Consider the following 15,630-nt stretch of genomic DNA (forward strand, 5'->3'; position numbering starts at 1 on the left):
CTCTCACGCGTCCTTTCGGTGGCGTCAACCACCGTTCGTCCGCGTCGATTCCCCGGGGGGCCGAGGTCGGTCGAGGACGCGCTCGAGCACCAGGTCCGCCAGGGCCGCGGTGTCGGCCAGTCCCCCGCCGACGAAGGGGGACCCGGCAGCCTGTGCGAGCAGCGCCACCCGGTCGTGGAGCACGCCTTCGGCCAGTGTCGCCGGAACCACGACACGCCCGTGGGCAGCCCCGGCCCGCGGCGCCGCGAGGGTCATCGTCGTCCACCCCCTCCGGGGGTGATCGGCGAGCAGCCGCGACAGGCTCCGCCCCGCCTGACCGGAGCTCGAGCCACCGGCCACGAGCAGCACACCCCGGTCCGGGTCGTGCCCGACCGAGCGCAGACGTTCGTCGATCGCGTCGAGGAGCAGGGGGTGCCCCCCGAGCGCGGGAACGGCCCGGGTCGCCACCCCGTGGCCGGCGATGCGGCGCAGCGCTGCCGGGATGTCGACGCGCGCGTGCATGGCCGGGGTGATGAGCATCGGGACGACGGTGACGGGACCGCTCAGGCCCGGGGCGATCTCGCCCGGCGTCGGGTGGTCGTGCTCGATGAAGGCCAGGCGGGTCTCTCCGTGGCCGGCCCGGCGCAACGGCTCCTCCACGCGGGTGCGCAGGCGCTCCAGGGTCGCCGAGTGTCTCGGGTCCGGCGAGCCGTGGGCGATGAGGACCGTCGTCACGGGACGGGGATCACGTGTGGAGCCCGCACTCCACCTTGTCCGTCCCCGACCACCGACCGGCCCTCGCGTCCTCACCCTCCGCGACGGGTCGGGTGCACGGGGCACAGCCGATGGAGGCGTACCCACTCTGGCGCAGGGGGTTGAGGAAGACGTCCTGCTCGGCCGCGAACCGGTCGACGTCATCCTGGGTCCAGCCGGCGATCGGGTTGAGCTTGACCATCCCGCGCCGCTCGTCCCACCCGACGATCGGGGTCTCGGTACGGGTCGGGGCATCCTCCCGGCGCATCCCGGTCACCCAGGCCTCGTGGTCCTCGAGCGCGCGGTTGAGCGGCTCGACCTTGCGCATGGCGCAGCAGAGGTTGGGGTCGCGATCGTGCAGCCGCGCTCCGTGCTCGGCATCCTGCTCGGCGACCGTGAGCCGGGGCAGGATCGTACGGATCCGGATCGGCAGCATCGCGTCGTACGCATCGCGGGTGCCGAGCGTCTCGGCGAAGTGGTAGCCGGTGTCGAGAAAGAACACGTCCGCGCTGTGCAGCGTGGTCCCCACGAGGTGGACGAGGACCTCGTCACCCATCGAGCTGGCGACCGTCAGGCCGTCACCGAAGGTCTCCTGCGCCCAGGTCAGCGCCCGGCGCCCGAGCTCGACGCGTCCCTCGTGATCACCGCCAAGCTGCTCCTCGAGGTCGGTGAAGATCTGCTCGCCCTCCCGGGCGACCTCACGCAGCTTGTCGCTCTCGACCGAGGTCGTCATCGGATGTCGTCCTCATCCGCCTGCCGGACCCAGTGCGCGAAGGACTCCTTGTCCTCGCGCTGCGCGAGGTACGTGCGGGCGAGGCGCTCGATGTAGTCCGGCAGGTCGTCGCCGGCGATCTTCAGCGCCCGGGTCTTGCGGGCCAGGGAGGTGTCCTCGGCGAGGGAGCCGCCGAGGAGGACCTGGAAGACCTCGATGTAGCTGCCGTCCTCCTTCTGCTCGAGCATGCCCTTGAGGCCCACGTCGGCGACCTGGCTGCGGGCGCAGGCGTTGGGGCAGCCGTTGAGGTGGATGCTGAAGGGCACGTCCATGTCGGGGAGACGCTTCTCGAGCTCCTCGACGGTCCATCGGGCCCGGTTCTTCGTATCGGTCAGAGCCAGCTTGCAGAACTCCAGCCCGGTGCAGGCGAGGACATTGCGTCGCCACTCGCTGGGGTGCACCTCGAGGTCGAGCTCCTTGAGGTCGATGGCGAGCTGGTCCGCGGCAGCGGGCGGCACGTCGAGGACGAGGACCTTCTGGTGGGGGGTGAATCGGATGCGTCGGCTGCCCACGTCCTCCGCGAGGTCGGCGAGGCGGGTCAGCTTGGTTCCGGTCATCCGGCCGGCGATCGGGGCGGCGCCGACCCAGACCTGTCCGTCGTGCTGCTCGTGGATGCCCACGTGGTCGCGACGGGTGCCGGGCGCGACCGTCGCCTCGGGGCCGTCGTGCAGGCGACGCCCCAGGTAGTCGCTCTCGAGGACGTCGCGCACCTTCTGCGCGCCCCAGTCGGCCACGAGGAACTTCAGCCGCGCCTTGTTGCGCAGCCGGCGGTAGCCGTGGTCGCGGAAGATCCCCGTGACGCCCTCCCAGACCTCCGGCACCTCCGCCGCCGAGACCCAGACGCCGAGGCGCTGCGCGAAGATCGGCTTGACCGACAGTCCCCCACCGACCCAGACGTCGAAGCCGGGGCCGAGCTCGGGGTGGACGACCCCGACGAAGGAGATGTCGTTGATCTCGTGCGCGATGTCGTGCGTCGGCGACCCGGAGATCGCCGTCTTGTACTTGCGCGGGAGGTTGGAGAACTCGGGGTTGCCGATGAACTTCCGCTTAATCTCCAGCAGGGCCTCGGTCCCGTCGATGATCTCGTCCTTCTCGATCCCGGCGACGGGCGAGGCGATCATCGTGCGCGGGCAGTCACCGCAGGCCTCGGTCGTCGACAGGCCGACCGACTCGAGCCGCCGCCAGATCTCGGGGACGTCCTCGATGCGCACGTAGTGCAGCTGGATGTTCTGCCGGTCCGAGATGTCCGCGGTGTCCTGGGCGAACTCGGTGCTGATCCCCGCGATCGTGCGCAGCTGCTCGGTCGTCAGCTGGCCGCCGTCGCTGCGGATCCGCATCATGAAGCGGGAGTCGGCAATCCCCTCCTCGCCGGTGTGCGTCCCGTCGAGCCCCTGCTTGCGCTGGGTGTACAGCCCCATCCACCGGAAACGACCGGTGAGATCGTCCGGCGCGATGGAGTCGAAGCCCTGCTTCGAGTACTCGTCGATGATCCGTGCGCGCACGTTGAGGGCATCGTCCTCCTGCTTGAACGCCTCGTTCGGGTTCAGCGGGGTCCGGTCGCCGTCGGCCCAGGCGCCGGTGGACTTGGTGCGGGTGGGGCGGGTCGTCACAGTCACGGAACCCATACTAGGCCCGCTCTTATGCAATGCATAACTCCCCGTTATGAGAGTCTCACCACGTGAACGAGGAGCCGGGGTCGCGCGGGGCGGACCTCAGGCGAGGGTGACGAGATCGCGGTAGTCCGCGTTCCAGAAGTCCTCGACCCCGTCGGGCAGCAGCAGGATGCGCTCGGGCTGGAGCGCGTCGACGGCGCCCTCGTCGTGGGTCACGAGGACGACGGCACCCTTGAAGCTCGCCAGCGCGCCGAGGATCTCCTCGCGGCTCGCCGGGTCGAGGTTGTTCGTCGGCTCGTCGAGCAGGAGTACGTTCGCGCTGGAGACGACGAGCAGGGCGAGCGAGAGCCGCGTCTTCTCCCCACCGGAGAGGACCCCGGCCGGCTTGTTGACGTCGTCGCCGCTGAAGAGGAAGGACCCGAGGACCTTGCGCACATCGGTCTCGCCGAGGTCCGGCGCCGCGGACTTCATGTTCGCCAGCACGGTCCGGTCCACGTCGAGGTTCTCGTGCTCCTGGGCGTAGTACCCGAGCTTGAGCCCGTGCCCCGGCTCGATCTGCCCGGTGTCGGGGGCATCGACCCCGGCCAGCATCCGCAGCAGAGTCGTCTTGCCGGCGCCATTGAGACCGAGCACGACGACCTTGCTCCCCCGGTCGATCGCCAGGTCGACATCGGTGAAGATCTCCAGGCTCCCGTAGGAGCGGGACAGGCTCGAGGCGCGAAGGGGGGTCCGGCCGCACGGGGCCGGGTCCGGGAAGCGGAGCTTGGCGACCCGGTCGGTGGCCCGCTCCCCCTCGACGCCGGCGAGCATCTTCTCGGCCCGCTTGATCATCTGCTGGGCCGCGGTCGCCTTCGTCGCCTTGGCCCGCATCTTGTCGGCCTGGTCCAGGAGCGCACCGGCCTTCTTCTGCGCGTTCTGCACCTCGCGCTTGCGCCGGCGCTCATCGGTCTCGCGCTGGGTGAGGTAGTTGCTCCACCCCATGTTGTAGAGGTCCATCTCGCAGCGGTTGGCATCGAGGTGGAAGACCCGGGTGACGACCATCTCGAGCAGCTCGACGTCGTGGCTGATGATGATCAGCCCGCCCTTGTAGTTGCGCAGGTGGTCGCGCAACCAGCCGATCGAGTCGGCATCGAGGTGGTTCGTCGGCTCGTCGAGCAGCAGGGTCTCGTTGCCGGAGAAGAGGATCCGGGCCAGCTCCACGCGACGGCGCTGACCACCGGAGAGGGTCTCGAGAGTCTGGTCCAGGCGCCCCTCGTCGATGCCGAGGGCGGAGGCCATGCTCGCGGCCTCCGACTCCGCGGCGTAGCCACCGACGGCCTCGAATTCCTCCTGCAGCCGGGAGAAGCGCTCCATCGCCCGTTCCTGGGTCTGGGCGTCGGCGCTGGCCATGCGCTGCTCCGCGGTCCGACGCTCGGAGACGATGCGGTCCAGCCCGCGGGCGGAGAGGATCCGCTCCCGGGCGGTGACGCTCAGATCACCGGTGCGGGGGTCCTGGGGCAGGTAGCCGATGCCTCCGGTCGAGGTCACCTCACCCGACGCCGCCTGGCCCTGACCCGCGAGGACCTTCGTCAGGGTCGTCTTGCCGGCGCCGTTGCGGCCGACGAGACCGACCCGGTCGCCCGGCGCCACCCGGAAGGTCGCGCCCTCGAGAAGGATCCGGGAGCCGGCGCGCAGCTCGATCCCGGTAGCTGTGATCACGGGGAATTCTCCTGCAGGGGTTGAAGACTGGTCGGCGGCTAGTGTAAGGCGCGAGCCGCCGGGTTCCCGCATTCACCCCAGCGGCTCCTCCAGGGTGATGCGCACCGCCCGGGCCCGCCGGGCGGCCTCCTTCAGGACGGTCAGCCGGGGATCAGGCAGATCCCACATCGCGCGGCGCGCGAGGTCGGCGAGGTGGGCCAGCCGGGGCTCCTCGAGCACCTGACCGGTCAGCGTGCGGTCCCCGCCCACCACGAGGGCGTCGAGACCACCGCGCGGCAGGTGGCGCAGGGCGAGCTCGACGACCTTCGTCACGACACCGTCGGCCTGGTGACCCCGCCGGCGGGCGTAGCGCTGCTGGCTCCAGCCCCCCTTCTTCGTCCGGGACTGGACGTACCTCGTGCCGCAGGAGTGCGCGACGAGCTCGCCACCCTCGTCCCGGCCGACCGCGTACCCGCCCCGACGCACGAGGAGCAGTCCGATGCGTTCGTGGTCGAACCACTCCCCCGTCGCCGTCGCCCCGTCACCCCCGGTGAGCACGACACGGCCCGGCTCGTCGACGCGGGTTGCGCCGTCGTGCCGGGCCGAGAAGCCGTCGACCCACCGGTCGAGTCGATACGGGTCGACGTCGACCAGGCGGGTCATCGGGATGGGCTCAGATGTTGAAGCCGAGGGCGCGCAGCTGCTCGCGCCCGTCGTCGGTGATCTTGTCCGGACCCCACGGGGGCATCCACACCCAGTTGATCCGGGAGTCGGTGACGAGGTCCTCGAGGGCCTGGGTGACCTGGTCCTCGATGACGTCGGTCAGCGGGCAGGCCGCGGACGTCAGCGTCATGTCGACCACCGCGTGGTTCTGCGGGTCGACGGTGATGCCGTAGACGAGGCCGAGGTCGACGACGTTGATGCCGAGCTCGGGGTCGACGACGTCGCGCAGTGCCTCTTCGACATCGGCGACATTGCTGGGGGTCGGTGCCTGGGCAGTCATGCGGTCTCTCCTTCGGGTGTGCTCGCGATGTCGACGCCCGCTTGGGCCAGGGCGTCGGTGAGGGCCATCCATCCCAGCAGAGCACACTTCACTCGCGCTGGGTACTGCGCGACGCCGGCCAGGGCGACGCCATCGCCGATGGCCTCCTCGTCGCCGGGGTCCGTGCCGCGGCTGGTGAGCATCTGCCGCATCGCGGCATGCACGTCCATCGCGTCGTCGATGGTCTCTCCGGTGACCTCCTCCGCGAGGATCGAGGTGCTCGCCATGGAGATCGAGCACCCCATCGCCTCGTAGGAGATGTCGGTGATCTTCGCGTCCCGGCCGGTGCCGTCGAGGTGCACCCGCAGGGTCAGCTCGTCGCCGCAGGTCGGGTTGACGTGGTGCACCTCGGCCCGGTGCCCCTCACGCAGGCCGGAGCCGACCTGGCGCTTCGAGTGGTCGAGGATGAGCTCCTGGTAGAGATCCATCAGGCGGCCCCCCGATCCACGCCGAAGATGCCGGGGACGGTGTCGAGCGCCTCCACGAGGACGTCGATCTCCGCCGGGGTGTTGTAGACGCCCAGCGAGGCGCGGGTCGTCGCGGCGACCTTGTGCGCGCGGTGCAGCGGCCAGGCGCAGTGGTGGCCGACGCGCACCGCGACGCCGTGGTCGTCGAGCACCTGGCCGACGTCGTGGGCGTGGACCCCGTCGACGACGAAGCTCACCGCAGCGCCCCGGTGGACGAGGTCCGCCGGGCCGATGAGGCGCACCCAGTCGCGCTGGGCGATCTGCTCGAGCAGCCGCGCCGTGAGCGCCTGCTCGTGCGCCGCGATCCGCTCGAGGCCGATCTCCCGGATCCATCGCACGGCAGCCGCGAGGCCGATGGCCTGACTGGTCATCGGCACCCCCGCCTCGAAGCGAGTGGGCGGCGGGGCGTAGGTGCTCCCCTCCATCCGGACCATCTCGATCATCGAGCCGCCGGTGAGGAAGGCCGGCATCTGCTCAAGGAGGTCGTACCGTCCCCAGAGCACCCCGATCCCGCTCGGGCCATACATCTTGTGCCCGGAGAACGCGAGGAGGTCGACACCGAGCTCGGTGACGTCCACGGGCAGGTGCGGCACCGACTGGCAGGCATCGAGGACCGTGATCGCGCCGACGGACTTCGCGGCGGCGACGATCCTGGGGACGTCGCTCACCGCGCCGAGCACGTTCGAGGCGTGGGTGAAGGCCACGACCCTGGTCCGCTCGGTGACCGCGTCCTCGAGCTGGTCCAGGTCGAGCCGCCCCTCGTCGGTGACCCCGATCCACCGCAGCGTGGCGCCGGTCCGACGGCACAGCTCCTGCCACGGGACGAGGTTGGCGTGGTGCTCGGCCTCGGTCACGAGGATCTCGTCGCCCTCGCCGACGCGAAGGGGGGAGCCCACCTCGGCGTTGGAGAAGGCGTACGCCGCGAGGTTGAGCGCCTCGGTGGCGTTCTTCGTGAACACGACCTCACGTTCGGCGGCTCCGATGAAGGCGGCGATGTCGGCACGAGCCTGCTCGTAGGCCTCGGTCGCCTCCTCGGACAGGGCGTGCGCTCCACGGTGCGGGGCCGAGTTGGCCGTGACGAGGAAGTCACGCTCGGCGTCGAGCACGGACAACGGCTTGTGCGAGGTCGCGCCGGAGTCGAGGTAGACCAGGGGCTTGCCCCCGCGCACGGTCCGCTCGAGGATCGGGAACTGGGCGCGCACGGCGACCAGCTCGGCCTCGGGGATGAGCTGTGCAGTCATGATCAGGCCCCGGCGGTCGCGGCGGGCTCCCCCGTCGGGATGAAGCGGTCGTAGCCCTCGGCCTCGAGCTGGTTGGCCAGCTCGGGGCCGCCCTGCTCGGCGATCCGACCGTCGACGAAGACGTGCACGTGGTCCGGGGTGATGTAGCGCAGGATCCGCGTGTAGTGGGTGATGAGCACGACGCCCGCGTCGGTCGCGGCCTGCGCACGGTTCACGCCCTCGGACACGACCCGAAGGGCGTCGACGTCGAGGCCGGAGTCGGTCTCGTCGAGGACGGCGAACTTCGGACGCAGCAGCTCCATCTGGAGGATCTCGTGGCGCTTCTTCTCACCACCGGAGAAGCCCTCGTTGACGTTCCGCTCGGCGAAGGCCGGGTCCATGCGCAGCTCGGCCATCGTCGTGCGCACGTCCTTGACCCAGGTGCGCAGCTTGGGAGCCTCGCCGTCGAGTGCCGTCTTCGCGGTACGCAGGAAGTTGCTCACCGTGACCCCGGGGACCTCGACCGGGTACTGCATGGCGAGGAAGAGCCCGGCGCGGGCGCGCTCGTCCACACTCATCGACAGCACGTCCTGGCCATCGAGGGTGATCGTCCCGGAGGTGACGGTGTACTTGGGGTGACCGGCGATGGAGTACGCGAGCGTCGACTTGCCGGAGCCGTTGGGGCCCATGATCGCGTGCGTCTCGGCGGAGTTGATGGTCAGCGTGACGCCCTTGAGGATCTCCTTGGATCCGTCCTCGGTGTCGACGCTGACGTGCAGGTCCTTGATCTCAAGCGTTGCCATGTCTGTTCGTCCTTCGTTCGAAAAAGTGTGTGGGCAGGCCGGTCGTCAGACCGTGCGTGGCGCCTCGTCGGCCAGGGCGACGAGCACCTCGCCGTCCGTGACCCGGACGCTGTGGACGACCACGGGGACCGTGGCGGGCAGGCCCGTGGGCTTGCCGGTGACGAGGTTGAAGCGCGACCCGTGCAACCAGCACTCGATCTCGCAGCCCTCCACCTCGCCCTCGGACAGCGAGACCCGCCCGTGGGTGCACTCGTCGTCGATGCAGTGGACGCTGCCGTCCTCGGCCCGGATGATCGAGACCACCCGGCCCTCGATCTCCGCCTTGGCCGCCCCCGTCGCGGGAAGCTCGTCGAGCCCGCAGACCCGGACGTAGTCGGCATCCGTGGTGGCACTCATGCTGCGGCCTCCGGACCGCCCTCGAGCTCCTCGTCGATCGCGGCCATGACGCGGTCGCTGATCTCGGAGTCCCCGATGCGCTGGACGATGCTGTTGAAGAAGCCGCGCACGACCAGCCGACGCGCCGTGTCCGCGTCGATCCCGCGGGACTGCAGGTAGAACAGCTGCTGGTCGTCGAAGCGGCCGGTCGTCGAGGCGTGGCCGGCACCGATGATCTCGCCGGTCTCGATCTCGAGGTTCGGGATCGAGTCGGCCCGGGCCCCGTCCGACAGGACGAGGTTGCGGTTGAGCTCGTAGGTGTCGGTGCCCTCGGCGGCCGCGCGGATGAGGACATCGCCCACCCAGACGGTGTGGGCGGTCTCCCCCTGGAGGGCGCCCTTGTACTCGACGTTGCTCCGGCAGTGCGGGGCCTCGTGGTCGACGAAGAGCCGGTGCTCGAGGTGCTGTCCCGCGTCGGCGAAGTAGACGCCCAGGCCCTCGAAGGAGCCGCCGGGGCCACGGTAGGAGGCATTGGTGTTCAGCCGCACGATGCCGCCGCCGATGCTCACGGCGATGTGTCGCACGCTGGCATCCCGGCCGATGACCACGTCGTGCTGGGCCAGGTGGTGGGTGTCGTCCTCCCAGTCCTGGAGCGTGACGACGGTGACATTCGCGCCGTCCCCGGCCACGAGCGTCAACAGCTCGGTGTAGTCGGTGGAGCCACTGTGGGTCAGGACCACGGTCGCCTTGGCGAAGGCGCCGACCCGGACGAGCAGGTGGCCGTGCACCCTCTCGCGCTGCGCCCCGGTGAGGCCGATGCGCACCGGCTCGGTCAGCTCGGCCTCGGCCGGGACGTCGACGACCGTGACGCCACCGCTGTGCGCGGCTGCCAGGGCCGCCGGCCGGTCGGCCGGGGCGGGAAGGGTGTCGCGCTCCAGCTCCTCGAGCGGGATCGTCGAGCAGGTCACGCCCTCGGGCAGGATCTGGTCCCACTCGAGGTGTGCGCCGGTCGGCTCATCGGTGAGCAGGTCGGTCAGGCGATCCACCGGGGTGAAGCGCCAGTCCTCCTCGCGACCGGCCGGGACGGGGTAGTCCGCGACCTGCCAGGAACGCGTGCGCTCGGCGCGCGACTGGTCCGGGACCAGGGTGTCGGCGGAGTGGGTGTGAGCCTCACGGCTCGAGGTGTCAGCCAGCAGGCTCATCAGCCGACGGCTCCTTCCATCTGGAGTTCGATGAGGCGGTTGAGCTCGAGGGCGTACTCCATCGGCAGCTCACGCGCGATGGGCTCGACGAAGCCACGCACGATCGTCGCCATGGCCTCCTCCTCGTTCATCCCGCGGGACATCAGGTAGAAGAGCTGATCCGCAGAGACCTTGGAGACGGTCGCCTCGTGCCCCATCTGCACGTCGTCCTCACGGACGTCGACGTAGGGGTAGGTGTCGGACCGGCTGATCGTGTCGACCAGCAGGGCGTCACACACCACGGAGGACTTCGAGTTCGTCGCCCCCTCGAGCACCTGGACCAGGCCTCGGTAGGAGGTGCGACCACCACCGCGGGCCACGGACTTGGAGACGATCGAGCTGGACGTGTTCGGGGCGGCGTGGACCATCTTCGCGCCCGCGTCCTGGTGCTGGTCCTCACCGGCGAAGGCGATGGAGAGGGTCTCTCCACGGGCGTGCTCGCCCATGAGGAAGCAGGCCGGGTACTTCATCGTCACCTTGGAGCCGATGTTGCCGTCGATCCACTCCATCGTGCCGCCCTCGGCGACCGTGGTGCGCTTGGTGACGAGGTTGTAGACGTTGTTCGACCAGTTCTGGATCGTCGTGTACCGCACTCGCGCGTTCTTCTTCACGACGATCTCGACGACGGCGCTGTGCAGCGAGTCCGTCTTGTAGATCGGCGCCGTGCAGCCCTCGACGTAGTGCACGGACGAGCCCTCGTCCGCGATGATCAGCGTCCGCTCGAACTGGCCCATGTTCTCGGTGTTGATCCGGAAGTAGGCCTGCAGCGGGATGTCCACGTGGACGCCCGGCGGGACGTAGATGAAGGAGCCGCCCGACCACACCGCGGTGTTCAGGGCGGAGAACTTGTTGTCACCCGCGGGGATGACCGTGCCGAAGTACTCCCGGAAGAGGTCCTCGTGCTCACGCAGACCGGAGTCGGTGTCGACGAAGATGACGCCCTTCTCCTCCAGGTCCTCACGGATCTGGTGGTAGACGACCTCGGACTCGTACTGGGCGGCGACGCCGGCGACGAGGCGCTGCTTCTCCGCCTCGGGGATGCCGAGGCGGTCATAGGTGTTCTTGATGTCCTCGGGCAGGTCCTCCCACGAGGTCGCCTGCTTCTCCGTGGACTTCACGAAGTACTTGATGTTCTGGAAGTCGATGCCGGTGAGGTCGCTGCCCCAGCTCGGCATGGGCTTCTTGTCGAACAGGCGCAGTGCCTTCTGGCGCAGGTCGCGCATCCACTGCGGCTCGTCCTTGCGGTCCGAGATGTCGGCGACGACGGCCTCGTTGACGCCACGCTTCGCGGTGGCACCCGCAGAATCGGCATCCGACCAGCCGTACTCGTAGCGGCCGATGTCCTTGAGCCCTGGATTCAACTCTTCGATGTTGGTGCTCATCGGGTGGACCTCTCTGTGTGGGGACGCGCCCCCGGCGTGGGGACGAAGGTGGTGCAGACGTGGTCGCCCTGCGCGAGGGTGGCCAGACGTTGGACGTGGACGCCGAGGAGCCGACTGAAGGCGTCGGCCTCGGCCTCGCACAGCTCCGGGAACTCCGCAGCGACGTGCTGGACCGGGCAGTGACCCTGGCACAGCTGGACACCGACACTGCTGTCCTCGCCGACCGGCCGGGCGCTGGCAGCGTAGCCCTCGACCTGCAGGGACTCGACGAGGGCTCGTGTGCGATCACGAAGATCGTCACCGGCGGCCGCCACGCGGGCGCCCACCCGCTCCTCGAGCCTGCCGATGCGCTGGTCGGCGAAGGCACGCACGGCATCATCACCGGCGTGACCCCGCAGGAAGCGCATGGCCTCGGCCGCGAGCTCGTCGTAGTCGGTGCCGAGGTGGTCGTGGCCGCTGTCCCCGACGACCCACTCGCGGGCGGGTCGCCCACGGCCGCGCTTGCCCTGGTGGGGCGCACGGCTGGTCACCGAGCCGTCGTCGGCGAGCTGGTCGAGGTGACGGCGCACGCCCGTGGCCGTGAGGCCGAGGTGGCCGGCGATGTCCGCAGCGGTGATGGGCCCGTGCTCGCTGATCACCGCGAGGACGCGATCACGAGTGCGAGCATCACGACTGGCGACGTCGACGTCCGACGTCGTCAGTGCCTGTGCTGAATTAACCACACACTCATGTTACGTAATTGCGCAAGGGGCACAACAAAGGCACCCCTAACCCGGGGGCGCCCCCTCGACCCGCCTAGACTCGACTCCCGTGACTCGTGCCGTCGTCGTGGAGGACCTGCGCCGCGTCTTCGGTGATGTCCTCGCCGTGGACGGGGCGACGTGGGGCGCCTCGACGGGCGAGATCACGTGCGTCCTCGGACCCAACGGCGCCGGCAAGACGACGACGATCGAGTGCCTCGAGGGGCTCCAACGACCGGACTCCGGACGCTGCCGCGTCCTGGGCACCGACCCGTGGCGGGCGAGCAGTGCCCACCGTGCCCGGGTCGGGGTGATGCTGCAGGACGGCGGGCTCCCGCAGAGCGTGAGCGCTCACCGGCTCCTGGCCCACCTCGCCCGGCTGCACGCCACTCGTCGCGACGGCGATCTCGTCGACCGACTCGGGATCGCCCCCTTCGCCACGACCCCGGTCCGCCGCCTCAGTGGTGGCCAGCGCCAGCGCGTCGGCCTGGCTGCTGCTCTCGTCGGCGGCCCGCAGGTCGCCTTCCTCGACGAGCCGACCGCCGGTCTCGACCCCCACGCCCGCCTCGACGTGTGGACCCTCCTGCGCGAGCGCGCGGACACCGGCACGGCGCTCGTCGTGACCACGCACAGCTTCGAGGAGGCCGAGCGCCTCGCCGACCGGGTGGTGATCCTCGACCACGGACAGGTCGTCGCCGACGGCGCACCGCAGGAGATCTCCGGCGGCGGCCGCCTCGAGGACACGTACTTCGCCCTGACCGGGGGGTCCCGTGAGCGTTGACAGCCTGGCGCCGCCCACCCCGGCGGCGCGGTCACGGCGGGTGGCGGCCCAGGCCCGCTTCGAGGCCGGCATCCTCCTGCGCAACGGCGAGCAGCTGCTCGTCGCCCTGGTGCTCCCCGTCCTGGCACTCGTCGCGCTCGTCATGGCCCCCTACCCCCAGCTCAGCGAGCCGCGCATCGCCGTCGTCGGTCCGGGCGTGCTCGCCCTGGCCGTCGTGTCCACGGCCTTCACCGGGCAGGCGATCCAGACCGCCTTCGACCGCCGGTACGGGGTGCTGCGGATGCTGGCGACGACACCCGTCGGCACGGACGGGCTGCTCGCCGGCAAGGCCCTCGCCGTCACGGTCGTCGCGCTGCTGCAGGTCCTCGTCCTCGGTCTGGTCGCCGCCGCTCTCGGCTGGCGGCCCGATCCCGTCGGTGTGCTCGTCACCCCCGTCTCCGCGGTCCTCGGGGTCTGGGTCTTCGTCGCCCTCGCCCTGCTTCTCGCCGGAGCACTGCGGGCCGAGGCCGTGCTGGCCGTCGCCAACCTCGTGTGGGTCCTCCTCGCCGGCGCCGGCGGGCTCCTGCTGCCCGGCGGCACCCTCGGCGGGGCCGGCGCCCTCGTCCGCTGGCTCCCCTCCGGGGCCCTCGGCGACGCCTTCCGCGACGCCCTGGCGACGGGCACCGTGCCGCTGCTTCCCTGGCTCGTCCTCCTCGGGTGGGGCCTCGCGCTGAGCCTGGCCGTGGTGCGCACCTTCCGCTGGCGTGACTGAGCCCCCCGACGAGGGGCGCGCAGGCACTACGACATACCGTAGTTCAGTGCCCCAGATCGACTCCGCAGCCCGCACCTGGCTGCCCCGCATCCTCCTGCTCAACCTCGTCGTCCAGATCGGCATCGTCGTCACCGGCGGCCTCGTGCGCCTCACCGGCTCCGGTCTCGGCTGTCCCACCTGGCCGCAGTGCGTCCCCGGGTCGTACGTGCCGACGCAGGAGCAGGAGCAGGGCATCCACAAGCTCATCGAGTTCGGCAACCGGACCCTCACGGGGCTCCTCGGCATCGTGGCGCTCCTGCTGCTCGTCGCGCTCTACCGCGCAGCGCGCGAGCGCACGGAGCTGATCCGGGGCACCTGGGTCGTGATGCTCGGCATCGCCGCCCAGGCGATCGTCGGCGGCATCACGGTCCTCACCGGCCTCAACCCGTGGATCGTCGCCTTCCACTTCCTGTGCTCGATGCTTCTCATCGCGGTCTCGACCTGGCTCGTGTGGCGCCACCGTCAATCCCCCGGCCGGACGCAGTCCCTCGTGCACCCACTCGTCGACCGAGCAGTGTGGGCGCTCGTCGCCGTGGCCGCGGTCGTCCTCGTCCTCGGGACGGTCGTCACCGGCTCCGGTCCCCACTCCGGGGACGCCGAGGCCCCTGCCCGCACCGGTTTCGACCCGCGCACGATCTCGTGGCTGCACGCCGACGCCGTGATGCTCTTCGTCGGCATCGCCGTCGCGGTGTGGCTCGGTGCGAAGCTCACGGGCCGCACCGCGACCCCGGCGCGGGCCTGGCTGGTGGTGCTCGGGGTCACCGTGGCGCAGGGGCTCGTCGGCTACGTCCAGTACCTGACCCAGCTGCCCGAGGCGCTCGTCCTGGCCCACATGCTCGGCGCGAGCCTGCTCGTCGTCGCGATCGTGCGCGCGATGGTCCTCACCCGCGAGCCGGCCGCCCGCGCCTGAGGCGTTCGAGTGACGTCGGCCGTCGCCGGCGGTGGCTCAGGCCAGGCCGGGGAGCGGCAGGTGCAGCAGCGGGTCGATCGCGACCCCGAGGAAGAGCAGGGTCACGTAGGTGATCGAGAAGTGGAACAGACGCATCGGTTTGAGCACCGACTGCGTGGCCCCCTTCTTCGCCGCCGCCATCAGACGGTGCGCCTCGCCGACGAAGAGGCCACCGGAGACCACCGCGGCGCCGAGGTAGATCCAGCCCATGTCGGCGACGGGCACCAGGGCCAACGAGGTGGCGACCATGATCCAGGAGTAGGCGACGATCTGCCGGGCGACGGTGGTCAGCTGCTGCACCACCGGGGCCATCGGTACGCCGGCCGCGGCGTAGTCCTCGGTGAAACGCATCGACAGGGGCCAGTAGTGCGGCGGCGTCCAGAAGAAGATCACGAGGAAGAGGATGATGGCCGGCCACTCCACCGAGTTGGTCACGGCGGACCAGCCGATGAGGGTCGGCATGCACCCCGCGACGCCACCCCACACGATGTTCTGCGCGGTGCGGCGCTTGAGGATCATCGTGTACCCGACCGCGTAGAGGACGATCGCGGCGAGCGAGAGCGCCGCCGACAGCGGGTTGACCAGCAGCCCGAGCCAGAGCGTCGAGACCGCGGTGAGGACGAAGCCGAAGATCAACGCGCCCCGGGGCGATGCCTCGCCGGTGACGAGCGGACGGTTCTGCGTCCGACCCATCTTCGCGTCGATGTCGCGGTCGTAGACCATGTTGAAGACGTTGGCCGCCCCGGCACTGAGCGAGCCCCCGACGAGGGTGAGGATGATCAGGCCCAAGGAGGGGACACCGCGCTGGGCGAGGAACATCACCGGAACCGTCGTCACGAGCAGCAGCTCGATGATCCGAGGTTTCGTCAGCGCAACATACGCACGCACGGTGCTCCGCCACGAGCGGGCCGCCGGCGACAACGCGCGCGTCGACTCGAGAGTGGTCACGGACTGCCTTTGCCGAAGGGGGTGGGACACGGTCGCGACGGGCGCGGACCTGCCGACAGTCTACGCGGGTGGAATGCGCCCTCGGGCCCGCCCCCACG

The 15,630-nt window shown here is 70.4% G+C and carries 17 protein-coding genes; 3 read left to right on the plus strand and 14 right to left on the minus strand.

Annotated features, from left to right (window positions below; translation table 11 throughout):
* Nucleotides 1–24: 24 nt before the first annotated feature.
* The 13 genes from ACR9E9_RS11410 to ACR9E9_RS11470 all read right to left on the minus strand — a co-directional run bounded on the left by ACR9E9_RS11410 (nucleotide 25) and on the right by ACR9E9_RS11470 (nucleotide 12,046).
* Nucleotides 25–714, minus strand: coding sequence for a sirohydrochlorin chelatase (locus ACR9E9_RS11410; protein WP_435198607.1), 690 nt, complete (start codon nucleotides 712–714; stop codon nucleotides 25–27).
* Between the two features lie 10 nt (nucleotides 715–724).
* Nucleotides 725–1,465, minus strand: coding sequence for a phosphoadenylyl-sulfate reductase (locus ACR9E9_RS11415; RefSeq protein WP_435198608.1), 741 nt, complete (start codon nucleotides 1,463–1,465; stop codon nucleotides 725–727).
* Entirely contained in the window at nucleotides 1,462–3,129 is a 1,668-nt protein-coding gene (locus ACR9E9_RS11420) for a nitrite/sulfite reductase (RefSeq protein ID WP_435198609.1), read from the minus strand. Before ACR9E9_RS11420 ends, ACR9E9_RS11415 begins: the two co-directional genes overlap by 4 nt.
* An 87-nt stretch (nucleotides 3,130–3,216) precedes the next feature.
* The gene (locus tag ACR9E9_RS11425; RefSeq protein WP_435198610.1) at nucleotides 3,217–4,815 is read right to left on the minus strand and encodes an ABC-F family ATP-binding cassette domain-containing protein; all 1,599 of its coding nucleotides are present in this window, start codon (nucleotides 4,813–4,815) and stop codon (nucleotides 3,217–3,219) included.
* A 72-nt stretch (nucleotides 4,816–4,887) separates the two neighbouring features.
* Complete coding sequence (locus ACR9E9_RS11430; RefSeq protein ID WP_435198611.1) at nucleotides 4,888–5,457, minus strand: acVLRF1 family peptidyl-tRNA hydrolase; 570 nt, start codon at nucleotides 5,455–5,457, stop codon at nucleotides 4,888–4,890.
* Between the two features lie 10 nt (nucleotides 5,458–5,467).
* Nucleotides 5,468–5,797: a metal-sulfur cluster assembly factor gene (locus tag ACR9E9_RS11435; RefSeq protein ID WP_435198612.1), complete on the minus strand. Its 330-nt coding sequence runs from the start codon at nucleotides 5,795–5,797 to the stop codon at nucleotides 5,468–5,470.
* On the minus strand, nucleotides 5,794–6,264 hold the full coding sequence (sufU, locus tag ACR9E9_RS11440) for a Fe-S cluster assembly sulfur transfer protein SufU (RefSeq protein WP_435198613.1): 471 nt from the start codon (nucleotides 6,262–6,264) through the stop codon (nucleotides 5,794–5,796). The genes ACR9E9_RS11435 and sufU overlap by 4 nt, the downstream gene beginning before the upstream one ends.
* Nucleotides 6,264–7,544: a SufS family cysteine desulfurase gene (locus ACR9E9_RS11445; RefSeq protein ID WP_435198614.1), complete on the minus strand. Its 1,281-nt coding sequence runs from the start codon at nucleotides 7,542–7,544 to the stop codon at nucleotides 6,264–6,266. The genes sufU and ACR9E9_RS11445 overlap by 1 nt, the downstream gene beginning before the upstream one ends.
* A 2-nt stretch (nucleotides 7,545–7,546) precedes the next feature.
* Nucleotides 7,547–8,326, minus strand: a complete 780-nt coding sequence (gene sufC, locus ACR9E9_RS11450; protein WP_435198615.1) for a Fe-S cluster assembly ATPase SufC — start codon at nucleotides 8,324–8,326, stop codon at nucleotides 7,547–7,549.
* A 45-nt stretch (nucleotides 8,327–8,371) separates the two neighbouring features.
* Nucleotides 8,372–8,722: a non-heme iron oxygenase ferredoxin subunit gene (locus ACR9E9_RS11455; protein WP_435198616.1), complete on the minus strand. Its 351-nt coding sequence runs from the start codon at nucleotides 8,720–8,722 to the stop codon at nucleotides 8,372–8,374.
* Nucleotides 8,719–9,903 (minus strand): Fe-S cluster assembly protein SufD, encoded by a 1,185-nt coding sequence (gene sufD, locus ACR9E9_RS11460; protein ID WP_435198617.1) that lies wholly within the window; start codon nucleotides 9,901–9,903, stop codon nucleotides 8,719–8,721. Before sufD ends, ACR9E9_RS11455 begins: the two co-directional genes overlap by 4 nt.
* Nucleotides 9,903–11,324 (minus strand): Fe-S cluster assembly protein SufB, encoded by a 1,422-nt coding sequence (gene sufB, locus ACR9E9_RS11465; protein ID WP_435198618.1) that lies wholly within the window; start codon nucleotides 11,322–11,324, stop codon nucleotides 9,903–9,905. Before sufB ends, sufD begins: the two co-directional genes overlap by 1 nt.
* On the minus strand, nucleotides 11,321–12,046 hold the full coding sequence (locus ACR9E9_RS11470) for a helix-turn-helix transcriptional regulator (RefSeq protein WP_435198619.1): 726 nt from the start codon (nucleotides 12,044–12,046) through the stop codon (nucleotides 11,321–11,323). The genes sufB and ACR9E9_RS11470 overlap by 4 nt, the downstream gene beginning before the upstream one ends.
* Before the next feature lie 88 nt (nucleotides 12,047–12,134).
* Here ACR9E9_RS11470 and ACR9E9_RS11475 point away from each other — a divergent pair, with 88 nt between their 5' ends.
* From ACR9E9_RS11475 to ACR9E9_RS11485, 3 genes are read left to right on the plus strand one after another with little or no spacing between them, the layout of a single operon-like run.
* Nucleotides 12,135–12,845, plus strand: a complete 711-nt coding sequence (locus tag ACR9E9_RS11475) for an ABC transporter ATP-binding protein (RefSeq protein WP_435198620.1) — start codon at nucleotides 12,135–12,137, stop codon at nucleotides 12,843–12,845.
* Entirely contained in the window at nucleotides 12,835–13,596 is a 762-nt protein-coding gene (locus ACR9E9_RS11480; RefSeq protein WP_435198621.1) for an ABC transporter permease, read from the plus strand. The genes ACR9E9_RS11475 and ACR9E9_RS11480 overlap by 11 nt, the downstream gene beginning before the upstream one ends.
* A 46-nt stretch (nucleotides 13,597–13,642) precedes the next feature.
* Complete coding sequence (locus ACR9E9_RS11485) at nucleotides 13,643–14,545, plus strand: COX15/CtaA family protein (RefSeq protein WP_435198622.1); 903 nt, start codon at nucleotides 13,643–13,645, stop codon at nucleotides 14,543–14,545.
* Between the two features lie 36 nt (nucleotides 14,546–14,581).
* Here ACR9E9_RS11485 and ACR9E9_RS11490 read toward each other — a convergent pair whose 3' ends face one another.
* Nucleotides 14,582–15,532 carry a heme o synthase gene (locus tag ACR9E9_RS11490; protein WP_435198623.1) on the minus strand — a complete coding sequence of 317 codons (951 nt, stop codon included), beginning with the start codon at nucleotides 15,530–15,532 and terminating at the stop codon, nucleotides 14,582–14,584.
* Nucleotides 15,533–15,630 lie beyond the last annotated feature (98 nt).

It is taken from the genome of Janibacter sp. GS2 (assembly GCF_051200835.1).
Taxonomy (GTDB): domain Bacteria; phylum Actinomycetota; class Actinomycetes; order Actinomycetales; family Dermatophilaceae; genus Janibacter.

Bases quoted from the DNA above. Each gene is read 5' to 3' on its own strand.
- ACR9E9_RS11415 (WP_435198608.1), bottom strand. From the start codon at position 1,465: ATGACGACCTCGGTCGAGAGCGACAAGCTGCGTGAGGTCGCCCGGGAG.
- ACR9E9_RS11420 (WP_435198609.1), bottom strand. From the start codon at position 3,129: ATGGGTTCCGTGACTGTGACGACCCGCCCCACCCGCACCAAGTCCACC.
- ACR9E9_RS11430 (WP_435198611.1), bottom strand. From the start codon at position 5,457: ATGACCCGCCTGGTCGACGTCGACCCGTATCGACTCGACCGGTGGGTC.
- ACR9E9_RS11435 (WP_435198612.1), bottom strand. From the start codon at position 5,797: ATGACTGCCCAGGCACCGACCCCCAGCAATGTCGCCGATGTCGAAGAG.
- sufU (WP_435198613.1), bottom strand. From the start codon at position 6,264: ATGGATCTCTACCAGGAGCTCATCCTCGACCACTCGAAGCGCCAGGTC.
- ACR9E9_RS11445 (WP_435198614.1), bottom strand. From the start codon at position 7,544: ATGACTGCACAGCTCATCCCCGAGGCCGAGCTGGTCGCCGTGCGCGCC.
- sufC (WP_435198615.1), bottom strand. From the start codon at position 8,326: ATGGCAACGCTTGAGATCAAGGACCTGCACGTCAGCGTCGACACCGAG.
- ACR9E9_RS11455 (WP_435198616.1), bottom strand. From the start codon at position 8,722: ATGAGTGCCACCACGGATGCCGACTACGTCCGGGTCTGCGGGCTCGAC.
- sufD (WP_435198617.1), bottom strand. From the start codon at position 9,903: ATGAGCCTGCTGGCTGACACCTCGAGCCGTGAGGCTCACACCCACTCC.
- sufB (WP_435198618.1), bottom strand. From the start codon at position 11,324: ATGAGCACCAACATCGAAGAGTTGAATCCAGGGCTCAAGGACATCGGC.